Below are 17,476 nucleotides of genomic sequence, written 5' to 3'. Positions count from 1 at the left end.
TGACGTTGGTCAAGCGGCGCGTGCGGGGTGGGGCTCGTAGAGGGTGGCGTTGCGGAGCATGGCGCGGGGGGACGTCGACGCGGCGGCGGGCCAGGTAGATGAGGGCGGCGTTGTGCTTCTTGCCGGTGGCTCTCTTGCGGTCGTAGTAAGCCCTCGAGGTCGGGTCTTTCAGGGCGGCGAAGGCGGACAGGAAGAAAGCCGGCTTGAGCTGCTTGTTGCCGCCGCGGGGTGGGTGCTCGCCGTTGATGGAGGAGCCGGACCTACGGGTGACGGGTGCCAGGCCGGCGTAGGCGGCCAGGTGCCCGGCGGTCGGGAAGGCGGAGGCGTCACCGACCTCGAGCAGGATCCGGGCGGCGGCCGGCGACCCCGACGCCGGGCATCGAGGTCAGCACCCGGGCAAGAGGGTGAGCGTCCAGGACCTCCTCGACCTCGGCGGCGATGGCCTTGCGCTGGTCGAGGACCTCCCGCAGCGAGGCGGACAGGCGGGGCAGGACCTTCTCGGCCGCGGCGGTGCCGGTGACGGTCTGCTCCTCCAGGGCGGCGAGCAGGTCCTCGACGAGCCCGGCGCCGGCGCGGGGTGCGTGGGCGCGGGCGGTGGCCAGCAGCCGGCGGCGTCCGGCGGCCCGCAGGCCGGTCGGTCCGCCGTAGCGGGCCAGCAGCTCAAGGACCACGGTGGTGGTGACCTTGGGGCCCAGGACTCGCTCGGCGGCGGGGTGGACCTGGGTGAGCAGGCCGCGGATGCGGTTGCTCAGCCGGGTGGCTTCCTGGGCCTGGTCGTCGTCGTAGCCGACCAGCACCCCGAGGTCGGCCAGGGCGTCGGAGCCGGCGTCGACCCGCCGCAGGGCGTGCGGCAGGGTCCGGGCGGCGTCGGCGATGACGTAGGCGTCGCGGGCGTCGGTCTTGGCCGTGCCGGGGCGGGCGTCGGCGATGCGGCGCATCGCCAGACCGGGCAGGTAGGCCACCTGGGTGCCGGCGTCGCGGGCGACCGCGACGGGCAGCGCGCCGATCGTGGCGGGCTGGTCGACCACGACCAGCCCGCTGCCGTGCCCGGCGAGGTCGGTGAACAGGGCCCGCAGCCGGGTCTCGTCCTGGGGCAGCGGCCCGTCGTGCAGCCGCCGTCCGTCCGGGGCCAGGGCGACCGCGTGGTGGGTGCCCTTACCGACGTCCAGGCCGCAGAACACCCCGAAGCCCGTCACCTGTACTGGTCCTGGTCGGTGCTTGTCGCCCACTGCCGAGTCCTTCCCCGACGAGACCTTGTCCTGGCCAGTCGAGCACCGGATGCCGGCAGCCACGTCTGCGTTGAGACCTATCCCGCGAGGGGCGGCCATGTCCCTATCAGCGGTCCACCAGTGCCACCAGGACCGGCGACAACACCCCCCGGATCATCAACGACAGGGGCGATCAGTCATACCGGACCTGGCGACCAGGAACCCCCTCGACGAGGGAGCGCGAGGAAGGTAACGGGGGGCGGAACAACTTGAGCCGATGGCATGGGCGGTGCGCACATTGATAGTCGCAGGACTGGCCAGTGTTGTGCTCGCGCTCATTGCAGGGAGAGCAGGGTCCCTCGGCGCCGGCTAGACCCACTGGGAGCGAACTTGAGGCGTGTGTCCATCTTATTGTCATCGCCGATGAAAGGGGCTCGTCGCCAAGTGTGATCACTGAAGGGCGAGGTTGGCAAAAGAGGAGGAGGCGCACCGCCCCGTGTCCCTCCGCTTGACGAGCAGACCGACTAACTTAAGCCAATGGCAACCTGTATGGCCGCCGCCGCGACAGATGCGCCGATGGCATTGGCCCGGTCAAGTGCCCATTGACCCGCGTTACGAAGTTTAACCTCTGCTGTACTTTCGTCACCCTCCTCAATAGCGTCCCGCGCGTCCTGGAGTTGTTGCACTTCTGGTTGCCGGTCGCTTTCGTCAAGTCCAGCGACATGCTCGATCAGTCGTCCAAGTTCTGCGTGTAACGCTGCCGGAGACAGGCCGCTCGCCCACGAAACGTCGCGCCCACCTGTGGCATTCTTAACGCGGGCGCCCCGGCCAATCCCTATTCCGCTGCCGACGTGGTAGTTGTCACCCATGGTGTACTCCTGGCTTGAAGCGTTGTATATGTTGTTATTGATGGTAACGCCGCTATCGCGATTGTGGGATGGATCTCCGAGCTTGACGGTTGCATGTCCCTGACCGTCACGAGCGTCACGAGACTCCTGCGGCAAACGAAGAGCATTGAGGTCGTAAAGCATCTCAAGAGGCACGGACCTGTCGCTCACCGTCATGTCGTCCGCGAGTCCGGTCAATCCTGTGGGCAAGCGGGGGAAGTAGAAGGCGGGGAAAACGCTAATCCATCGCGGCGGCGGTTGGAACCAAAGTCGGACCCACTGCTCTGGGTCGGGTGCACCATCGCGCACTGGTTCGCTACCGACGATCCGAGATATAGCCTCCGCGTAGACAGCCGGCACTGCTTGACAAAGAGCAATCAGGGCGCGAAGCCACCAGGTTGCGTCGTTAGACACGAAACGTCCTCGCTCAAAGAGGGAAGCGGCCTCTTCGACCCGCCCCTCCACCAGCCAACAGAACGCCCCTTGCGCCACGATCCCAAAGTAGTCAACGTGCAACTCAGCCAATTGGGCCGCTCTCGAATACTCATGCTGGAGTTGAAGCAGGAGAATCTCGCAGAGAACGGGCTGGTGCTCATTAATTCCAGCGTCCGATATCATGTCACGAATCTGGCGAAGCTTCGGCCGGTCCTGACGTTGAAAGGCAAGAAAGGCCGCCTGTTCAAATAGGCGCCAACTCTTCGCTGTCTGTGGGCCCACATCCTCATAACCGGCAATGAGTAGGTCGATAGCTTCTCGGTGTCGACCGGACCTGGTAAGTAGGAACGCCAAAATCGAGTACAATTCTCGGCGACCAGTTGCATCGAGGGCGCCCAGGCCCTTTTCGGCCACCGAAATGGCGGTATCGGCGGACGGGCGACCCGCGAGCGCTTCTGCGGCCCGCTTGACTACAAGCAGGCCGTATCGATCATTCAAAACGGCGAGTCCTTGTGTGACAACGGCAAGTATGCCAGCGTCGCCCTCCATCTCACAGGCCAGTACCGTCCTGAGGATCCATGTGTGGGGACTCTTGGAGGATCGCGAGGCTAACGTGACTTCACGATAAGCATTCAGCCGGTCGCCTTGCCCGTTGCGGTCGACAAGCAATTGCGCGTAGACAGTTCTCAGTTGGCTGTAGGCTTCGTTCGTGTCCTTAAGGGCGGCCGAAAGCGTGGCAAGCAACTCGGCTGCCGAAGTGGGGTCGCTCGGGACCTCTGAGACGTCGCGATAGTTTTGGAGCAATACCCTTCGGTAATCGGCCGCAAGTTGATCGAAATCGGCGGCTCTCCCGGCCTGTAACAGGTGGAATCGCGCTTCGACGAAGTCCGCACCGGACTTGATGTGGGCTCGTTGGTTAGTAGAGAGTGACGGCGCGACGGCCCGTAGGCGTTTGGTGTACTGAAAGGCTGCCTGTCCGTGAATCGCTGACCTGCGTCGTGGAGTCTCCTCCAATGCGGCGAGACAGAGCTGCCGAGCGATGGGGTTGAGCGTATACCATTTGCGGTCTCGATTCACCAGGAAGCGGCTTGTGAGGCCATCCTTCAGGGCCTCGTGACTGCTGCCCTTAGGCGTCATGGCCTTGAAGGCTTCCACGGTGAAGGAGCGACGGAAGGTGGCCAGGGACTCAATCAGCAGGCGGGTGGGGGCGTCGAGTCGGCCGAGCGTCTTACTGAGAAACCTCGCCTCAAGACGCGCGACCATCTGCGGTGATGTTGCTGAGCCCCTAATCTCCCATGCGTCACGGTCAAGGTCGATGAGTTCGTCGAGGGGTGCATCCCGCAAGCAGGCGACGAAAGCTTCCATCGCTCGCGGATTATTGCCAAGCCACTCGGCGACGTCGGCGATACTGTCTTCCGGGACCTGCTCCTCTAGGTCGCGATCTCGCAACAGGCGGACGAGCATCTTCGTGGCGTCCTGAGCCGAGGGGGGCGATAGCGTCTTGGTGGCGGCATGCCTTAGCCATTCACCATCGCAAAGAGACTCTGTGGTGAGCAGGAGTAGGCGACCGCTTCCGCCTCCATTCCCAATCTCCCGGATCAACTCGACAACACCGTGGGCCGAAGGGAGCCGGGTCTCTGGGGCGAGCAACGCTTCAAAGTCGTCAAGGATTACAAGTGACTTCTCTCGAAGCAGGGCCAGGAGTCCGGCGCGAAAATTCCCGCCTTCATGGTCGGCGACAATTGAACAGCCGTCGGACTGCAACTTCGATGCGATCAAGAACAGAAGCGTCTCGAGGTCGTCCGTCGCTGTTGCTGATACGAGAACGGCCGGGCCGTCCCAAGCGCGGCGAGCCTTGTGCGCCAAGCTTGTCTTACCCAGCCCGCTGAAACCTTCGACGACGCAGATTGGGCTGACCGAATCTGGCCAGGTGCCGAGCAACCAATCGAGCAGGTCCACTTCAGTCATCTCGCGCACCGAACCTTCCTGTCCGCACCCTAGGTTGGACGCTAGCAGTCGTCGTGCGGCACGTCAGCGAGTTCGTGACCACCATCTAGGGTGTCGCGTCCCTTGGGGCCGCCCGGGCCCGGGTCCGCGCGCCTGACGTCACGAGTCCCGGGTGGTGCCTGCGGGACCAGCCGTACTGTCGAAGGCGTCAGGTGCAGAGGGCGCCCACCGTGCGATGGTCGGGCGTCTCGACGTCGTTGGGCCGTCGGATGCCAAAGCCCCCCCCGTGACCGGCGCGAGCACGGCGATGAGCGCTTGGAAGAGGACCCCGGCCCAGTCGGTGACCGCCCAGAGCAGGAACTCGAAGTTGCCGACGCCGAGGGTGGTGGCGATGAAGACGTCCGAGACGGTCCAGGGCATGAGGACCTCGGTGAGCGTCGCGGAGTCCTCCATGCTGCGGGAGAGGTTGACCGGGTGCAGGCGGCGGCGGGCGAAGGCGCCGCCGAAGAGGTCGCCCGCGAGGAAGCACTTGATGAGGGCGGTCGACGTCGCGCTGACGATGGCGAAGCCGGAGACGAGCGTCGTCACGACGACGCCGCCGGTGGAGCGCAGGCGGCTGACGACGGGCTCGAGCAGGATGCGCAGCACCTTCGAGGCCTCGAGGCCGGAGGCGAAAAAAACGCGGCGAAGACGAAGAACGTGGCGGTGTACTTCGAGTAGAGGCCGCCGCGCTCGACGAGCGTCGTGAGCGCGTCGCTGGTCTCGCCGCCGGTGGGGAGCATGTCGGTGGTGATGCCGAGAGGTCGTCGCGGCAGCACGGTGCCCAGCGAGGAGCCCTGCACGACGAGCGCAAGGACGACGGCGACCGTCGAGGACGCGAAGAGCACGACGAGCGGGGGCTTGCGCAGGATCGACCCGGCGAGCACCACCAGCGGCGGCAGCAGCAGCCACGGGGTGAGCACGAAGGAGGTGTCGAACTCGGTGAGGATCGCCTCGACGTCGCCGAATTTGGCGTCCGAGCCGCCGAGCGAGCGGCCGACGATCAGGTAGACGACCACGGCGAGGACCGAGGCGGGGGTGGTCGTGTAGAGCATGTGCCGGATGCGCTCGTAGAGGTTGGCCCCGGCGGCGACGGCGCTCACATTCGTGGTGTCCGACAGCGGCGACATCTTGTCGCCGAAGTACGCGCCGGAGACGACGGCGCCGGCGGTGACGGCGACGGAGACGTCCATCGCGGCGGCCACGCCCGTGAGGGCGACGCCGATGGTGCCGGCCGAGCCCCACGAGGTCCCCGTGAAGGTGGAGACGACGGCCGTCGTCGCCAAGGCCAGGACGTAGAGGAACGACGGGTCGGTGAGCCGCAGGCCGTAGGAGACGAGCAGCGGGATGGTCCGGGCCGCCATCCACGAGCCGATGATCACGCCGATCATGAAGAGGATGAGGATGGCGGGCAGGGCCTGCTTGATCTTCTCGCCCATGCCGGTGGTGACCTGCTCGAAGCGGGCGCCGCGGGCGACGGCGAGGCCGGCGAAGAGGACGCCGGCCAGGACGAGCATGAGCTCGGCCGGGTAGCCGAGGACGCCGATGCCGCCGACGAAGATGACGAGTGCGATGAGCGCGGGGACGGCGGCGACCTTCGCGCTGGGGCGGCGGGCGTCGCTGCGCGCCTCCTCTGGCCGGGCGGTTCGTCGCCGCGGTCGTAGGTGGTGTCGAGTGTCTGCGCCATGAGGGCTCCTACTGTGAGGGGGAGTGGGGGTCAGCGGGCGAGGGAGTCGAGGGCCTGGGTGAGGGCCGGCGGACCCCGACTGACAGGCAGACCGGACCCTCGTGGAAGACGAGCTCGTCGATCCCTGGACCCACCGGTGAGGGCACTGCTTGGCACGAGCGTCGTCATCGCCGACGACGTACCGCCATTGACGGGCGAGTTGGCCGTCAGCGCGGTCACGGTCGCGGAGCTCCACTACGGCGTCCTCGTCGCCTCGCAGCCGCAGGTCCGCGCCGAGCGCCTGCGCCGTCTCGGCCACCTGCAGCGCCGGTGCGACCCGCTGCCCGTCGACGACGCCGTGGCCGCCAGCTACGGACGGCTGACCGCGGCCGTGGTCGCTGCCGGTCGGCGTCCTCGAGCGCGATCGGTTGATCTCCTCATCGCGGCCACCGCGCTGACCCATGGTGCGCGGCTGTGCGCGAGGAACGCCGCCGACCTCGTCGGCGCGGACGAGCTCGTCGAGGTCGTCTCCGTCTGACCGGCGGCGGTCGCGGTGGCTCTCGCGCGAGGTCTGGGGCCAGTGAGGATTCCGGGGAGCCGGCTCGGTACCCCAGGCATGCGTCCACCGGCGGCTCGGACTCGACGTCCCGATCATCTCGGGACTGTCGCGGCCGGCTCGGCCGGTGGATGCTGAGGTCCATGGCGCAGGTGACGGTGGAGGACGTCGAGGCCGCCGGTCTCGCGGACTGGCGGCTGCTGGGCTCGGGCCTGCACGCGCGGTTCGCCGCGGACGGGATGACGGCGGGCGCGGCGTTCGTGGGCGCCGTCGTCGCCGCGGCCGAGGAGGCCGACCACCACCCGGAGGTGACGCTGCGGATGACGTCGGTTGACCTGTCGCTGGTCAGCCATGACGTGCGGCGCGTGACGGGCCGGGACCTGCGCCTGGCGCGAACGGTCAGCGACCTCGCCGCCGAGCACGGGTTGACGGCGCAGCCGCAACTGCTCGCCGAGGTGGAGCTGGGTCTGGACACCGCCGACCTCCCCGCCCAGGGGCCGGTGTGGGCAGCGCTGCTGACCGGGGAAGCTGCGAATGTCGACGGCGACGACGTCCGCGACCCGCGCGGGCGCTCCCCGCTGCTGTGGTTCCAGCACACCGACGCCCACGAGACGCCGCGGCAGCGCTTCCACCTGGACGTGTGGGTGCCGCACGACCTCGCCGAGCAGCGGATCGCCGCCGCCGTCGCGGCTGGCGCAAGCGTCGTGGACACGGGTGCGGCGCCGTCGTTCACGGTGCTCGCTGACCCCGAGGGCAACCGCGTCTGCGTGTGCACGGCGCTGGGACGGGGCTGAGGAGCCGGCGGGTCCGAGGGTCCGTGCACCGGTGACCGTGCGCGGTCACGCACGCGCAGACCTCTCCTCCCGCCCCGCTGGGCGGTCGGGGGGGAGGACTCCCGGCGTGGCCTACGACGAGGAGCTGGCGGAGCGGGTCCGTGACGCGCTCGCGGATCGGCCGGTTCGCGAGCAGAAGATGTTCGGCGGGCTCGCCTTCATGGTGGACGACCGGATGGTCGTCTGCGTCGGCGCCGGAGGAGGCGCCCTCCTGGTGCGGGTCTCGCCCGACGACGATGCCGAGCTCGTGCAGCGGCAGGGGGCGGCGCGCGGGCAGATGGGCGCGGGGCGGTCGATGGGGACGGGGTGGATCGCCGTCGACGAGCAGGCCGTGGCGAGCGAGGAGGACCTCGACGTGTGGATGGCGGCAGCGCTGGCTTTCCACGCCGACCAGGCTGGGCGGGAGAAGCCGAAGAGGCGCTGACCAGCCGGTTCGTGGAGGCGCCGACGCCGGCAGAGGTGCCGCGGGGCACCCGTCAGGGAGCGGCGACGTCGACCGTGGTGCGCCAGCCCGACGTCGTCGTCCGGGTCGAGCGTCAGCAGGCGGAGGTCGCGCGCCAGGGCCGTGGCGGCGATGAAGAGGTTCATGCGCCGCGCCGCGGGTGAGGGTCCCGCCCGACGGTGCGCATGGCCTGGTCGATCTGCAGGTAGGCCAGGGGGACGGGCCGGTCCACCGGCGACGCCAGGGCGGTGCGCCAGCTCGCGTACCGGTGGTCGCGCACCACCGCCTCCAGCTGCGCGCGGTCGAGCACGAGTAGGTCGAAGCCGGGGAAGGACTGCGGGTGGGCGTCCGCGATCCTCACGACTGGGTAGCCGGGCGCCGTGGGTCCTGGGAGGCGCGACGTGCGCGGCGACCTCCAGCCGACGACGAGCCGATCCTTCAGGTCGGCCAGGTGCTCGGGCTCGACCAGGTCGAAGGTGCGCCAGACGCCGTCGTCCGCGACCTCGCCGCGATTCCCGAGCACCGACCACAGGCGGGCCCGGTCGCCGTCCTCGCGGAGGAAGACCACCCAGAAGCGCGGTGGGACGGCCGGGTAGGGGAGGACGTGGTGGCCCAGGGCGGGCGTCGTTCCGCTGGTGGGGGAACCGCTACGACGTCGGTCAGGTGCTGGTCGAGTGGAGTGCCTCCCGCGCGGCGGCTGCACGGTCGTCGCCGTTGACGGAGGAGAAGCGTTGCCCCTGTCGTGGTCGCTGGTGTCGAGCGTCTGGCCATCCCGAAGCCGTCCGCATGTGGTCGTCGGTGCGCAGCAACGTCGACCACACCACGCTCACAGCGCCCGTGCACCGATCCAAGGACCGGGTGGCCTCGCCGCGCTCGGCCGGCGCTCGGGTGACCTCGGCCACCATGGGTCGTTGCCGCCTCTGTCGACGAAGTGCGGTGCGCGGAGGCTCCTCTGCCAGAGAGGCGCCCCCGAGGGAGATGTCGACGGATGCGTCGCAGGTGACGTCGCCGTCCATCACGACGGTCTGCGCGGTGGCATGCCCGTTGGCGGCGGGCCGGTCGAGAAGCAGCCGCCACCCAGGCGCGTGGTCGGTTCAACCCGGCCGGGTGCCCTCTGCCGCGAAGGCCTCTGCGCGGGTGCCCGCGGATCTACTGTCCTGTGACGAGGGGGGCCAATGGGCGACGGGACGCTGCACGTGGAGCACGACGTGCTGGCTCGGGTCGACGACCAGTTCGACGAGCTCGCCGCGGCTGACACGCTGCCTGCGTACCGGACCTTGCTCGAGGAGGACCACGACGTCGTCCGGGCCTTGCTGCAGCAGGACGTCGGCGAGCGCGTCGAGCAGATGCGGACCCTGCCCCACCGGCTCGACGACATCGCCGCACAGCTGGCCGACTGGCACGTCGAGGTCGAGCAGTGACCTCCGCCCGGGCGCGCCGTCGCGGCGTCACCTTGACCCTCACCCTCACCCTCGCCCTCACCGGAGCGTGCACCGTGACCACGTCCTCCCCCGACGACGAGCGCGGCGGGACGGGGAGCCGCCAGGCGGAGCGAGCGGCCGTCGCGGAGGTCCTGGCCGACGGGACGCTGCGCATCGACCTGACGGACCCGCCCTCGCGCGAGGACCTCGCCCTGCCGCCCGGCCGCACCTCGATCCCGTTGGAGGCGGACGAGGGCACCGTGGAAGTCGTCGTGACCACCGCCAACGACCCCGTCCTCGCGGTTCCAGCCGACACCGTCTTCGTGAGTGCTCCTGACGGGAGCTCCCCGCCGGAGGAGGTCGTCGTCCTGCGGCGAGGGCTCACCGACGAGGAGCTGCGCGACGTCGTCGACACCGCCGTGCTCGAGCTCGGCGTGGACCCGGTCGCGGGTGACCTCGCGCTGCGTGACATCAGCGGGGACCTGGCGTCCGACACCTCGCGGGTGCTCGACACCCAGGTCGCGTCGCCGGCGACCATCCAGGTCGAGGTCGGCCGCACCGCCCTGGAGGGCCGCGGGTCGGTCTACTACCACCTCAGCTGGTCGTAGCTGGCTGAGTCAGGTCAGCGCGGACGGCGGAGGAGAGGAAGAGGTGCGGCAGCGCCGACCGCCGCTCCGAGCAGGACGTCCCGCGTCGCCGGGGCAGAAGACATGTCCTTCGCCAGGGCTGTCGCAGAGACCCTCTGCCGGGACCTGCCCGTCGGCGGCGCGGCGCGCCTGGTGCCGCGCACACAGCTCGCCGGTTGCCGCATCAGCACGGTCGAGGTGGTCCGGGACCTGCCCGTCCTGGTGCTCCACGGCGCCGCGCTGACTCAGGTGGGTGCGCCGCTCGAGCTGACGAAGAGCAACGCGGGGGAGTACCTGACGACCCGGGCGTGGGCGCGGTCGCTGCGCGGCTGGCTGCCCGACGTCGCCGGCTTCCGCTACCGGCGCCGGCACGACGAGGACCTGCTCGCGCACGTGCTCTTCGACGACGGCTCGCACGCGGCGTCGCGACGGGCCCGCGGGGCCCTTCGTGCGGTGCGGGGGGGGGGGGGGCACGCTGTCGCTGGAGACCGTCGCGGGGCTCGCGCTCGTGATGGCGGTGCTGCGGGAGCACAACGCGACGCTGGCGTGAGGGGCGCACCCTCGAGCTGCCTTGTCGGTCGAGCTCCCTACGGGGTCCTCGGTCGGGAGAGCGCCTGCACCTCGCAGGTGTCTGCTGCGGCCGAGGCGAGCCGGGCATCTGCGGTGACGAGCCGGCATCCCAGCGCCTCCGCGAGCGCGACGTAGCACCCGTCGTACGCCGTGAGGTTCCGCCGCGGGTCGAGGGCTCGCGGGACCAGGCGCAGGGCGGGGACGCGCTGGAGCTGCAGCTGCTCGAGGTGGCTGACCGCGGTCTCGAGGCGGGCGTCGTCGAGATGGCCGCGCAGCCACCGCTCCCGTAGCACGGACGCGGTCTCCACGTCGATGAGGTCGGGGGCCGCCAGCCCACCGGAGGAGCGCAGCGCGGCCCGGGTCAGGGCGCCGTCCTCGTCGTCGTCGGCGAGGGCGTTGGCCACGACAGACGCGTCGACGACGATCACCGCGCGGTGCTCGTCGAGGTCATCCCCCGCGGCGCTCGTCGTCGAGGTCAGCGACGGCGGTCGCGGGGCCTACGTGCCCGCCACGCTGCGCCTCGACCTCGTCGAGCAGCTCGGCGACGGACCGCCGCCGGGCGACCTCGCGCAGCTCCTCGAGGAGGAGCTGTTGCATCGACTGGTGACGCCGCGTCGCCGTCCGCTGCAGGGCCGCGTGGACGTCGTCGGGGACGTCGCGCACGAGGATGTTGACCATGCTTGCAGTCTGCTTTCATCGGGCCGCTGCACGCAGGCCCTCGCTGCGGACCCGCCACTGCAGCCGTGGGAGCGCGACCCGCGGTCTCTTCTCCGAGCAGCTGCGCCTGAGTCGCACTCAGTCACTTTCGTCTCACGCCCGTGCCGGCGGGTGACCAGCGTCGGGCGTCACGGGTCGTGGGCGGTGGTCGAGACCTTCCGCCGCCACGGTGGCCGGTGCCGTCGGTCACCCCGTGCCGGGCGACGCCGTAGATGCAGGCGGGGCGAGGCTGGTGGCCGGCGCGGGCGCAGGTGGGGTGGCCAGGTCGTCGAGGTAGCCGGTGAGGACACCCATGGCCATCTGCAGGGCCAGCCACACGCCGACCACGATGGCCAGCGTCGCGGCGAGCCGGGCGCCGAGCCCTCGCCGTCGGCGGCGGACGGGCGCGCGCCGTGGGCTGCGGGGCACGGCGCGCTGGGTCGAGCGCCGCGGACGCGTCGGTGCGGACGCCCGTCGCTCGAGCTGGTCGTGCAGGTGACGCCCGAGGTCGGCGACCTCGTAGGGGCTCAGTCGTGGAGGCAGTGCGGCGAGGTGCTCGGCCAGGTGGGCCTTGCCGACGACAACGACTCCGCTGCTGGTGGTCGTGGCGGGCATGTCCTGACCGGCCAGGCACAGCACGGCGCGCACCGCGGTGCGGTGCGTGGGGTTCAGCAGGACCGTCACCGCCGCGGCCGCGGCCAGGACGGACTCGACCTCTCGGGTGCGGTCGTGCCCGTTCTGCCGCAACGTCCCGTCGCGGACGCCGACCTGCCCGGTCCAGTTCTTGGCGTCGACGACGACCACTCCGCCGGGTCCCAGGGCGACGTGGTCGAGATTGGCGCGGGGCCGACCGGGCCAGCGCACGTCGTGCAGTGCTGTCCACCCGAAGCGATCGAGGTCGCGCAGGGCCTGCGCCACCTCGACCTCGCCCTGCGCGCCCGCCGCCCAGCACTGGGCCGCGCGCTGGGCGCGCTCGAGTGCGGCGCGGGCCTCGTCGGTGGTCTCGAGGGACTGCTGGGCAGCCAGTCGTTCGGCACGGGCGGCGTGCCGCCGTGCCTGGTCTGCCGCTCCTGCGCCTGGCTCCACCTGACCGCCCTTCCCCGGAGTCGTGGCATCGGCAGCCGGCACGCACGCCTCCACGGGCGTCACCCGTCTGCGGCTCCCGCGATGCCATGAGAGCTGGCGCGCTCCGGCACGAGGCGCGCCGCACGGCGAGGCTGCTCGACGCGGCGGGCGCCGCGCCGGCGGAGGAGACCGGCGGCGTCGTCGTCGTGGGTGCCCGCGACGGCCTCACCAGCCAGCCAGCCAGCCAGCCGGGCGTCGTCGTCGCCACCAGCCGGCGTGTGCTGGTCCGGTGACTCGCTGCCCGGCCGCTGCGGCTGAGCGACGACGACGTGGCGCGCGTGTGGGCGCGGCCGTAACGCGCCTGGCTGCCCGACGTCGTGGGCTTCCGCTACCGCTGCCGGCGCGACGCGGACCTACTCGTGCACGTGCTCGTCGACGACGGCCCGGACGCGGCGTCGCCACGAGTCCGCGGGCTCTCGTGGGGCGCCGGGGATCACGCTGTCGCCGGAGACCGTCGCGGGGCTCGCGCTCGTCATGGCGGTGCTGACGGAGCACGACGCGACGCTGGTGTGAAGGGTGGTTCCTCTGGGCCCGGGTGGGGTGCAGCACAGAAGACCGCAGCCTCCTAGGGGGCCAGCCCGACCCGGTGCGCGAGGACGACGAGGCCCACCCGGTCCCGGCACGCCAGCTTGGCCAGCAGGCTGCTGACGTGCGTCTTCACCGTCGTCTCCGCGACGCACAGGGAGTGGGCGATCTCCGTGTTGCTCTGGCCGCAGCCGACCAGCCGCAGCACGTCGCGCTCACGGGAGGTGGTGCGGCGCAGCAGCTTCTCGGCGAGAGCCCGCTGCTCCCCACCGCCGTCGACGTCGGCGTCGGCGTCGGGGAGAGCCGCCTGCGCCGACCGCACGGCCGCCAGCACGTGCGTCGTCGCCGCGTCGGCGAAGACGCTCTGCCCGCGGTGCACCGCGCGGATGGCGCCGAGGAAGTCCTCGGTGCCGGCGTCCTTGAGCAGGAAGCCGCGCGCGCCGGCGAGGACGGCGTCCCGCACGTAGTCGTCGCGGTCGAACGTCGTCAGGACGACGACCTTCGGCGGCGCCGGCAGCTCGCCCAGCAGCCGGGTCGCCGCGACGCCGTCCAGCACGGGCATCCGGACGTCCATGAGGACGACGTCGACGGCGGTGGCGCGGCACAGCGCGACGGCCTCGCGCCCGTCCGCCGCCGTCCCGACGACGACCATGTCCTCCGCGCTCGAGACCAGGGACGCGAAGGCGGAGACGAGCAGCGCCTGGTCGTCGACGACGGCGACCCGGATCGCCGTCACCGCTCGCCGCCCGGGGCGCCCGGCGACGTCGGCAGGACGGCCTCGACGCGGAACCCCGTCTCCGTCGGGCCCGCGCAGAACGTGCCGCCGAGCAGCCGCACCCGCTCCTCCAGCCCGAGGAGCCCGTGGCCGGACCCCACCGCGTCGGCCCGCCGGTCGCTCGTGCTGCTCAGGGCCACCACGACCCCGCCGGCGCCCCGGGAGACCCGCACGCCCAGCCACTGGCCGGGCCCCGCGTGACGCACCGCGTTCGTCGTCCCCTCCTGCACGCAGCGGGCGAGCGCCCGCAGCGTCGCGGGCGCGAGCTCGGACTGCCACCGCGTTAGCACCTCCCGCGGCGGGAGATCGGCCTCGACCCGCAGGCCCGCCGCCTCGGCGTGCGCGAGCGTCTGGTGCAGCGACGTCGTGACGTCCAGCTCCGCGTGCGCGTCCTCGCCCTCCTCGCCCCGCAGCACCGTCACGAGCGAGCGGATGTCGGCGAGCGAGGTCTTCGCGACCGAGCGGACGGCGAGCAGCGCCGCACGCTCGCGCCGGCCGTCGTCGTGCGCCAGCGCCGCGTTCGCCTGGGCGTGGATGACGGTGAGGCTGTGCCCGAGCACGTCGTGCAGCTCGGCGGAGATCCGCACCCGCTCCTGCGCGCGGGCGAGCGCCACGCGCGCCTCGACCTCCCGTCGGTGCCCGGCCCGCACGGCCCGGCGCCGGCTGGCCCACACGTAGGCCAGCAGGAGGACGGCGACGTGGGCGCCGTACGCCCACCACCGCGCCTGCGACTGCAGCACGACGGGGCTGACGGCGCTACCCGCCACCCCCACGGCCAGCGCGACGACGCCCGCCCACCGCGGGCGCGCCCCCTCTGTGACGGCGGCGACCGACAGCGGGGCGCAGAGCAGGACCGGGTTGGCGCCGAGCGCCACGGGGGCCAGCAGCGCCAGCACAGCCATGGCGGCGAGCAGCAGGGTCGTGGCGACAGCGGCGGCCACGACGGCGGTGCGCCGGACGACGAGCAGCGCCGCCAGCGCCGTCGTGAGGAGAGCCTGGGCCAGGCTCGTCCACGACGGCTCTTGCGCCGCGACGACCCAGTAGAGGGCGGTCATGACCAGGCCGAGGGCGGACAGCACGAGGTCGCCGCGCGGGGCCCGGCGCACGAGGTCCCGGCGCCGTCGCTGCGCCGAGCAGGCGAGCTGCTCGGCGCGCGCGGACCCGTCCATGGGCACGGAGCGTGGCGTCTCGAGCACCCTCTGTCCTCCCTCCCCGGGACGAGCCGACGTCGCGCGGGCTCCTCCCCGCGGAGGAGCCCTCGCGGCTGAAGTCTGGACCGCAGGAGGGTCCGCGCGCGGGCGCTCGTGACGACGCTGGCCGCCATGGACACCACCAGGGCCGGCGCCGGGCGCGACCACGACGACCGGACCACCGCCGGGGGCGCCGAGGGGACCACGGGCGCCACCACCCGGGCCGGCGCCGTGACGGGCCCGGCGGACGTCGCGCTCGAGCACGTGGCCTGCCGCCTCGGCGGCGTCGAGGTGCTGAGGGACGTGAGCCTGCACGCCGCACCCGGCCGGGTCTACGGCCTCCTCGGGCCCAACGGGGCGGGCAAGAGCACGACGCTGGCCGTCGCGCTCGGCCTCGTCCGGCCCACCGCCGGGACGGTCCGGCTCCTCGGGCGGCCGTGGTCGCGTGAGCTGCTGGCGCACGTGGGGGCGTCCGTCGGCGGGCCGAGCGTCTACGGCCACCTCACCGGCCGGCAGAACCTCGACGTGCACGCGCGCCTGGTCAGCGTCGACCGCGAGGCCGTCCGGCAAGCCCTCGCGCGGACGGGCCTGGAGGAGGTGGCCGACCGCCGCGCCCGGAGGTACTCGACCGGCATGCGCAGCCGCCTCGCCACCGCCATCGCCCTGCTGGGGGAGCCGCAGGTCGTCGTCCTCGACGAGCCGCAGGACGGCCTCGACCCGGTGGGCGTCCGGCAGGTGCGCGACCTGGTCCGCGGGCTCGCCGACGCCGGCCGCACGGTCGTCCTCAGCAGCCACGTGCTGCCGGAGGTGGCCGCGCTCGCGGACGACGTCGGCTGCGTCGTCGCGGGGGCCAGCCGGTTCGAGGGGCGGCTCGCGGACCTCGCCCCGGACGGCGACGTCGAGCGCGCCTACCTCGACCTCGTCGCGGGGACGCCGGCGTGAGCGCCGGCGTGCTGCGGCGCACCGGTCTCGGGCGCCCGGGGCCTCGGCTGCGGGCCGTCGTGGCGAGCGAGGTCCGGGTGTGGTCCTCCTCCCCGCTGCGGCGGTCGCTCGTCGCCGCCGGCGGCGTCGGGGTGCTCACCTCGCTGCTGCTCCTCAGCACCGGGCAGGCCGGCTGGAGCTCCTTCCTGGCCTACCAGAACCTGTGGGTCGTGGCCGTCGGGCCGGCCTTCACGGCCGTCCTCGCGGGCTGGGTCGCCGGCGTCGGCGCCTCCTGCGGTCGCGGCGGGACCCTGGCCCGCGGCGTGGCGCCGTGGCGACGGCGGCTCGCCCTCGTCACCGTGGTCTGGACGTGGTCGGTCCTTGGCCACGCCGCCGTCCTCGGAGCGACCCTGGTCTTCTTCGCCCTCGCCGGGACGGGCGAGACCTCGCTCGCCTCAGCAGGTCTCGACGCCGCTCGGCTGGTCGCCGTCCTGGCGGTCTCCTCCGTCGGGTACGTCGCCGTGCTCGTCGTCGTCGGCGAGGTGGCCGGGCTGCTGGGCTGCTGCGCGGTCGGTGTGGTCTCCAGCGTGACCGGCGTCCTGACCGCCGAGTCGGCGCACTGGTGGGCCAGCCCTCCCGCGTGGCAGGTCCGCCCCGCCCTGCCCCTGATCGGCACGCACGCCAACGGCGTCGCCCTGGGTGGGCAGGCGCTGCCCGGCGCCGGCGCGGCGGTGGCCCTGTCCGCCGGGCTGGCCGTCACCGCCCTCGTCGTGGTCCGGGTCGCGGAGGCGTGCACCGTCGAGGCGTGGCGGCCCGGCGCGGCGGCCACCTACCGGTCCGCTCGCCGCGGCGCGCGTCCTCCGGCCGCACCCGGAGGAGCTCTTCGGGGCGGTGACGGCGGGGCCGTCGTCATGGTCGTCCGCCGCTCGGCCGTTCCTCCGCTCGCCATCCTCGCCGTCCTGGGCACCTTGGCGCTGCTGCGGTGGCGGGAGCCCGGTGAGGTGGCGTCCTTCTGGGCCCTGCTCGTGATGCCGCTGGGCGCCGCCCTGGTTCCCGTGCTCTGGGTGCCCCGCCTGCGCGAGGGCCTGCGGGCCGTCGCGACCCGGCGACCCGCCCCGGTGCGGTGGGGGCGGCGGCTCCTCGGCCTGATGGTGGCGGTGGTGTCCGGGTGCTCTGTCGTGGTCGTCGGCGGCTTGGCCGTCGCCGGCATGGGGCCCGTGACCGCGCTCGGCTTCGGCGCCATGCTGTGCCTCGTCGGGTGCCTCCTCGTATGCCTCTCGACCTGGCTGGTCACGGTGGTGGGGGTGCTCGGGTGCCTGCTGGCCACCAGCTGCGGGGTCGTGCTGGGGCTGCTCGTCTTCAGCAGCCAGGCGCTGGGCGCCGTCGGCTTCCTGGTGCCGTGGTCCTGGGCCGCCTTCCTCGACGACGAGCACCTCGCCGTCACCGTGCCGGCGGCCCTCGTCGGCACGGTCTTGCTGGGGACGCTGGCCGCGTGGGGGGTCGTCAGGACCGGTCGTGCGTGACGAGCAGGTGTCGGGGGCGACAGCGGCTGGGCCGGAACCTGGTCGCCGACCGAGGCGGTGAGGCGGCGAGGGAGGTGACGAGGTCACGCCA

At 72.1% G+C, this 17,476-nt stretch carries 18 protein-coding genes and 1 pseudogene; 8 read left to right on the top strand and 11 right to left on the bottom strand.

Going from position 1 to position 17,476, the window contains the following annotated elements; translation table 11 throughout:
- Positions 1-9: 9 nt before the first annotated feature.
- The 4 genes and pseudogenes from WDV86_RS08180 to WDV86_RS08165 all read right to left on the bottom strand — a co-directional run bounded on the left by WDV86_RS08180 (position 10) and on the right by WDV86_RS08165 (position 6,033).
- Positions 10-1,196 (bottom strand): annotated as a pseudogene (locus WDV86_RS08180) (IS110 family transposase).
- 536 nt (positions 1,197-1,732) lie between these two features.
- Positions 1,733-4,507: a hypothetical protein gene (locus WDV86_RS08175; RefSeq protein ID WP_339567123.1), complete on the bottom strand. Its 2,775-nt coding sequence runs from the start codon at positions 4,505-4,507 to the stop codon at positions 1,733-1,735.
- Positions 4,508-4,636: 129 nt separating this feature from the next.
- Positions 4,637-5,125 carry a Na+/H+ antiporter NhaC family protein gene (locus WDV86_RS08170; RefSeq protein ID WP_339567122.1) on the bottom strand — a complete coding sequence of 163 codons (489 nt, stop codon included), beginning with the start codon at positions 5,123-5,125 and terminating at the stop codon, positions 4,637-4,639.
- Complete coding sequence (locus WDV86_RS08165) at positions 5,062-6,033, bottom strand: Na+/H+ antiporter NhaC family protein (RefSeq protein WP_339567121.1); 972 nt, start codon at positions 6,031-6,033, stop codon at positions 5,062-5,064. Before WDV86_RS08165 ends, WDV86_RS08170 begins: the two co-directional genes overlap by 64 nt.
- A 306-nt stretch (positions 6,034-6,339) precedes the next feature.
- On the opposite strand from WDV86_RS08165, the gene WDV86_RS08160 reads away from it, so the two are divergent.
- The 3 genes from WDV86_RS08160 (at position 6,340) to WDV86_RS08150 (ending at position 7,995) form a co-directional block, all read left to right on the top strand.
- The gene (locus WDV86_RS08160) at positions 6,340-6,720 is read left to right on the top strand and encodes a PIN domain-containing protein (protein WP_339567120.1); all 381 of its coding nucleotides are present in this window, start codon (positions 6,340-6,342) and stop codon (positions 6,718-6,720) included.
- Between the two features lie 161 nt (positions 6,721-6,881).
- Positions 6,882-7,532: a VOC family protein gene (locus WDV86_RS08155; RefSeq protein ID WP_339567119.1), complete on the top strand. Its 651-nt coding sequence runs from the start codon at positions 6,882-6,884 to the stop codon at positions 7,530-7,532.
- Positions 7,533-7,638: 106 nt separating this feature from the next.
- Complete coding sequence (locus WDV86_RS08150; protein ID WP_339567118.1) at positions 7,639-7,995, top strand: TfoX/Sxy family protein; 357 nt, start codon at positions 7,639-7,641, stop codon at positions 7,993-7,995.
- 160 nt (positions 7,996-8,155) lie between these two features.
- Here WDV86_RS08150 and WDV86_RS08145 read toward each other — a convergent pair whose 3' ends face one another.
- The gene (locus WDV86_RS08145; protein ID WP_339567117.1) at positions 8,156-8,581 is read right to left on the bottom strand and encodes a hypothetical protein; all 426 of its coding nucleotides are present in this window, start codon (positions 8,579-8,581) and stop codon (positions 8,156-8,158) included.
- Between the two features lie 607 nt (positions 8,582-9,188).
- Here WDV86_RS08145 and WDV86_RS08140 point away from each other — a divergent pair.
- Together WDV86_RS08140 and WDV86_RS08135 are read left to right on the top strand one after the other, a co-directional pair.
- Entirely contained in the window at positions 9,189-9,434 is a 246-nt protein-coding gene (locus WDV86_RS08140; protein ID WP_339567116.1) for a hypothetical protein, read from the top strand.
- Between the two features lie 74 nt (positions 9,435-9,508).
- The gene (locus WDV86_RS08135) at positions 9,509-10,042 is read left to right on the top strand and encodes a hypothetical protein (RefSeq protein ID WP_339567115.1); all 534 of its coding nucleotides are present in this window, start codon (positions 9,509-9,511) and stop codon (positions 10,040-10,042) included.
- Between the two features lie 605 nt (positions 10,043-10,647).
- Here WDV86_RS08135 and WDV86_RS08130 read toward each other — a convergent pair.
- The 3 genes from WDV86_RS08130 to WDV86_RS08120 all read right to left on the bottom strand — a co-directional run bounded on the left by WDV86_RS08130 (position 10,648) and on the right by WDV86_RS08120 (position 12,412).
- Entirely contained in the window at positions 10,648-11,058 is a 411-nt protein-coding gene (locus WDV86_RS08130; protein WP_339567114.1) for a type II toxin-antitoxin system VapC family toxin, read from the bottom strand.
- Between the two features lie 19 nt (positions 11,059-11,077).
- Positions 11,078-11,308, bottom strand: a complete 231-nt coding sequence (locus WDV86_RS08125) for a FitA-like ribbon-helix-helix domain-containing protein (RefSeq protein ID WP_339567113.1) — start codon at positions 11,306-11,308, stop codon at positions 11,078-11,080.
- Between the two features lie 225 nt (positions 11,309-11,533).
- A complete protein-coding gene (locus tag WDV86_RS08120; RefSeq protein ID WP_339567112.1) occupies positions 11,534-12,412 on the bottom strand; it encodes a nuclease-related domain-containing protein in 879 nt (292 codons plus the stop codon).
- A gap of 86 nt (positions 12,413-12,498) precedes the next feature.
- Here WDV86_RS08120 and WDV86_RS08115 point away from each other — a divergent pair, with 86 nt between their 5' ends.
- On the top strand, positions 12,499-12,684 hold the full coding sequence (locus WDV86_RS08115; RefSeq protein WP_339567111.1) for a hypothetical protein: 186 nt from the start codon (positions 12,499-12,501) through the stop codon (positions 12,682-12,684).
- A 120-nt stretch (positions 12,685-12,804) separates the two neighbouring features.
- Here the strand turns inward: WDV86_RS08115 and WDV86_RS08110 are convergent, their stop codons facing one another.
- The 3 genes from WDV86_RS08110 to WDV86_RS08100 form a co-directional block, all read right to left on the bottom strand.
- On the bottom strand, positions 12,805-12,927 hold the full coding sequence (locus WDV86_RS08110) for a hypothetical protein (protein WP_339567110.1): 123 nt from the start codon (positions 12,925-12,927) through the stop codon (positions 12,805-12,807).
- Positions 12,928-13,016: 89 nt separating this feature from the next.
- Positions 13,017-13,712, bottom strand: coding sequence for a response regulator transcription factor (locus tag WDV86_RS08105; protein ID WP_339567109.1), 696 nt, complete (start codon positions 13,710-13,712; stop codon positions 13,017-13,019).
- The gene (locus WDV86_RS08100) at positions 13,709-14,920 is read right to left on the bottom strand and encodes a sensor histidine kinase (protein ID WP_339567108.1); all 1,212 of its coding nucleotides are present in this window, start codon (positions 14,918-14,920) and stop codon (positions 13,709-13,711) included. Before WDV86_RS08100 ends, WDV86_RS08105 begins: the two co-directional genes overlap by 4 nt.
- Positions 14,921-15,073: 153 nt before the next feature.
- On the opposite strand from WDV86_RS08100, the gene WDV86_RS08095 reads away from it, so the two are divergent.
- Both WDV86_RS08095 and WDV86_RS08090 read left to right on the top strand, forming a co-directional pair.
- Entirely contained in the window at positions 15,074-15,883 is an 810-nt protein-coding gene (locus tag WDV86_RS08095) for an ABC transporter ATP-binding protein (protein ID WP_339567107.1), read from the top strand.
- Positions 15,880-17,385: a hypothetical protein gene (locus WDV86_RS08090; protein WP_339567106.1), complete on the top strand. Its 1,506-nt coding sequence runs from the start codon at positions 15,880-15,882 to the stop codon at positions 17,383-17,385. Before WDV86_RS08095 ends, WDV86_RS08090 begins: the two co-directional genes overlap by 4 nt.
- Positions 17,386-17,476: the final 91 nt, after the last annotated feature.

The sequence above is a fragment of the Pseudokineococcus sp. 1T1Z-3 genome (genome assembly GCF_037482365.1).
Taxonomy (GTDB): domain Bacteria; phylum Actinomycetota; class Actinomycetes; order Actinomycetales; family Quadrisphaeraceae; genus Pseudokineococcus.
The sequence above is the reverse complement of the archived record's forward strand: the minus strand, read 5'-3'. Positions and strand labels throughout refer to the sequence as shown.

Excerpts from the sequence above, each read along its gene's own strand:
- WDV86_RS08100 (WP_339567108.1), bottom strand. The coding sequence starts at position 14,920 with ATGGACGGGTCCGCGCGCGCCGAGCAGCTCGCCTGCTCGGCGCAGCGA.
- WDV86_RS08140 (WP_339567116.1), top strand. The coding sequence starts at position 9,189 with ATGGGCGACGGGACGCTGCACGTGGAGCACGACGTGCTGGCTCGGGTC.
- WDV86_RS08155 (WP_339567119.1), top strand. The coding sequence starts at position 6,882 with ATGGCGCAGGTGACGGTGGAGGACGTCGAGGCCGCCGGTCTCGCGGAC.
- WDV86_RS08115 (WP_339567111.1), top strand. The coding sequence starts at position 12,499 with ATGAGAGCTGGCGCGCTCCGGCACGAGGCGCGCCGCACGGCGAGGCTG.
- WDV86_RS08125 (WP_339567113.1), bottom strand. The coding sequence starts at position 11,308 with ATGGTCAACATCCTCGTGCGCGACGTCCCCGACGACGTCCACGCGGCC.
- WDV86_RS08110 (WP_339567110.1), bottom strand. The coding sequence starts at position 12,927 with ATGACGAGCGCGAGCCCCGCGACGGTCTCCGGCGACAGCGTGATCCCC.
- WDV86_RS08095 (WP_339567107.1), top strand. The coding sequence starts at position 15,074 with ATGGACACCACCAGGGCCGGCGCCGGGCGCGACCACGACGACCGGACC.
- WDV86_RS08165 (WP_339567121.1), bottom strand. The coding sequence starts at position 6,033 with ATGCTCGTCCTGGCCGGCGTCCTCTTCGCCGGCCTCGCCGTCGCCCGC.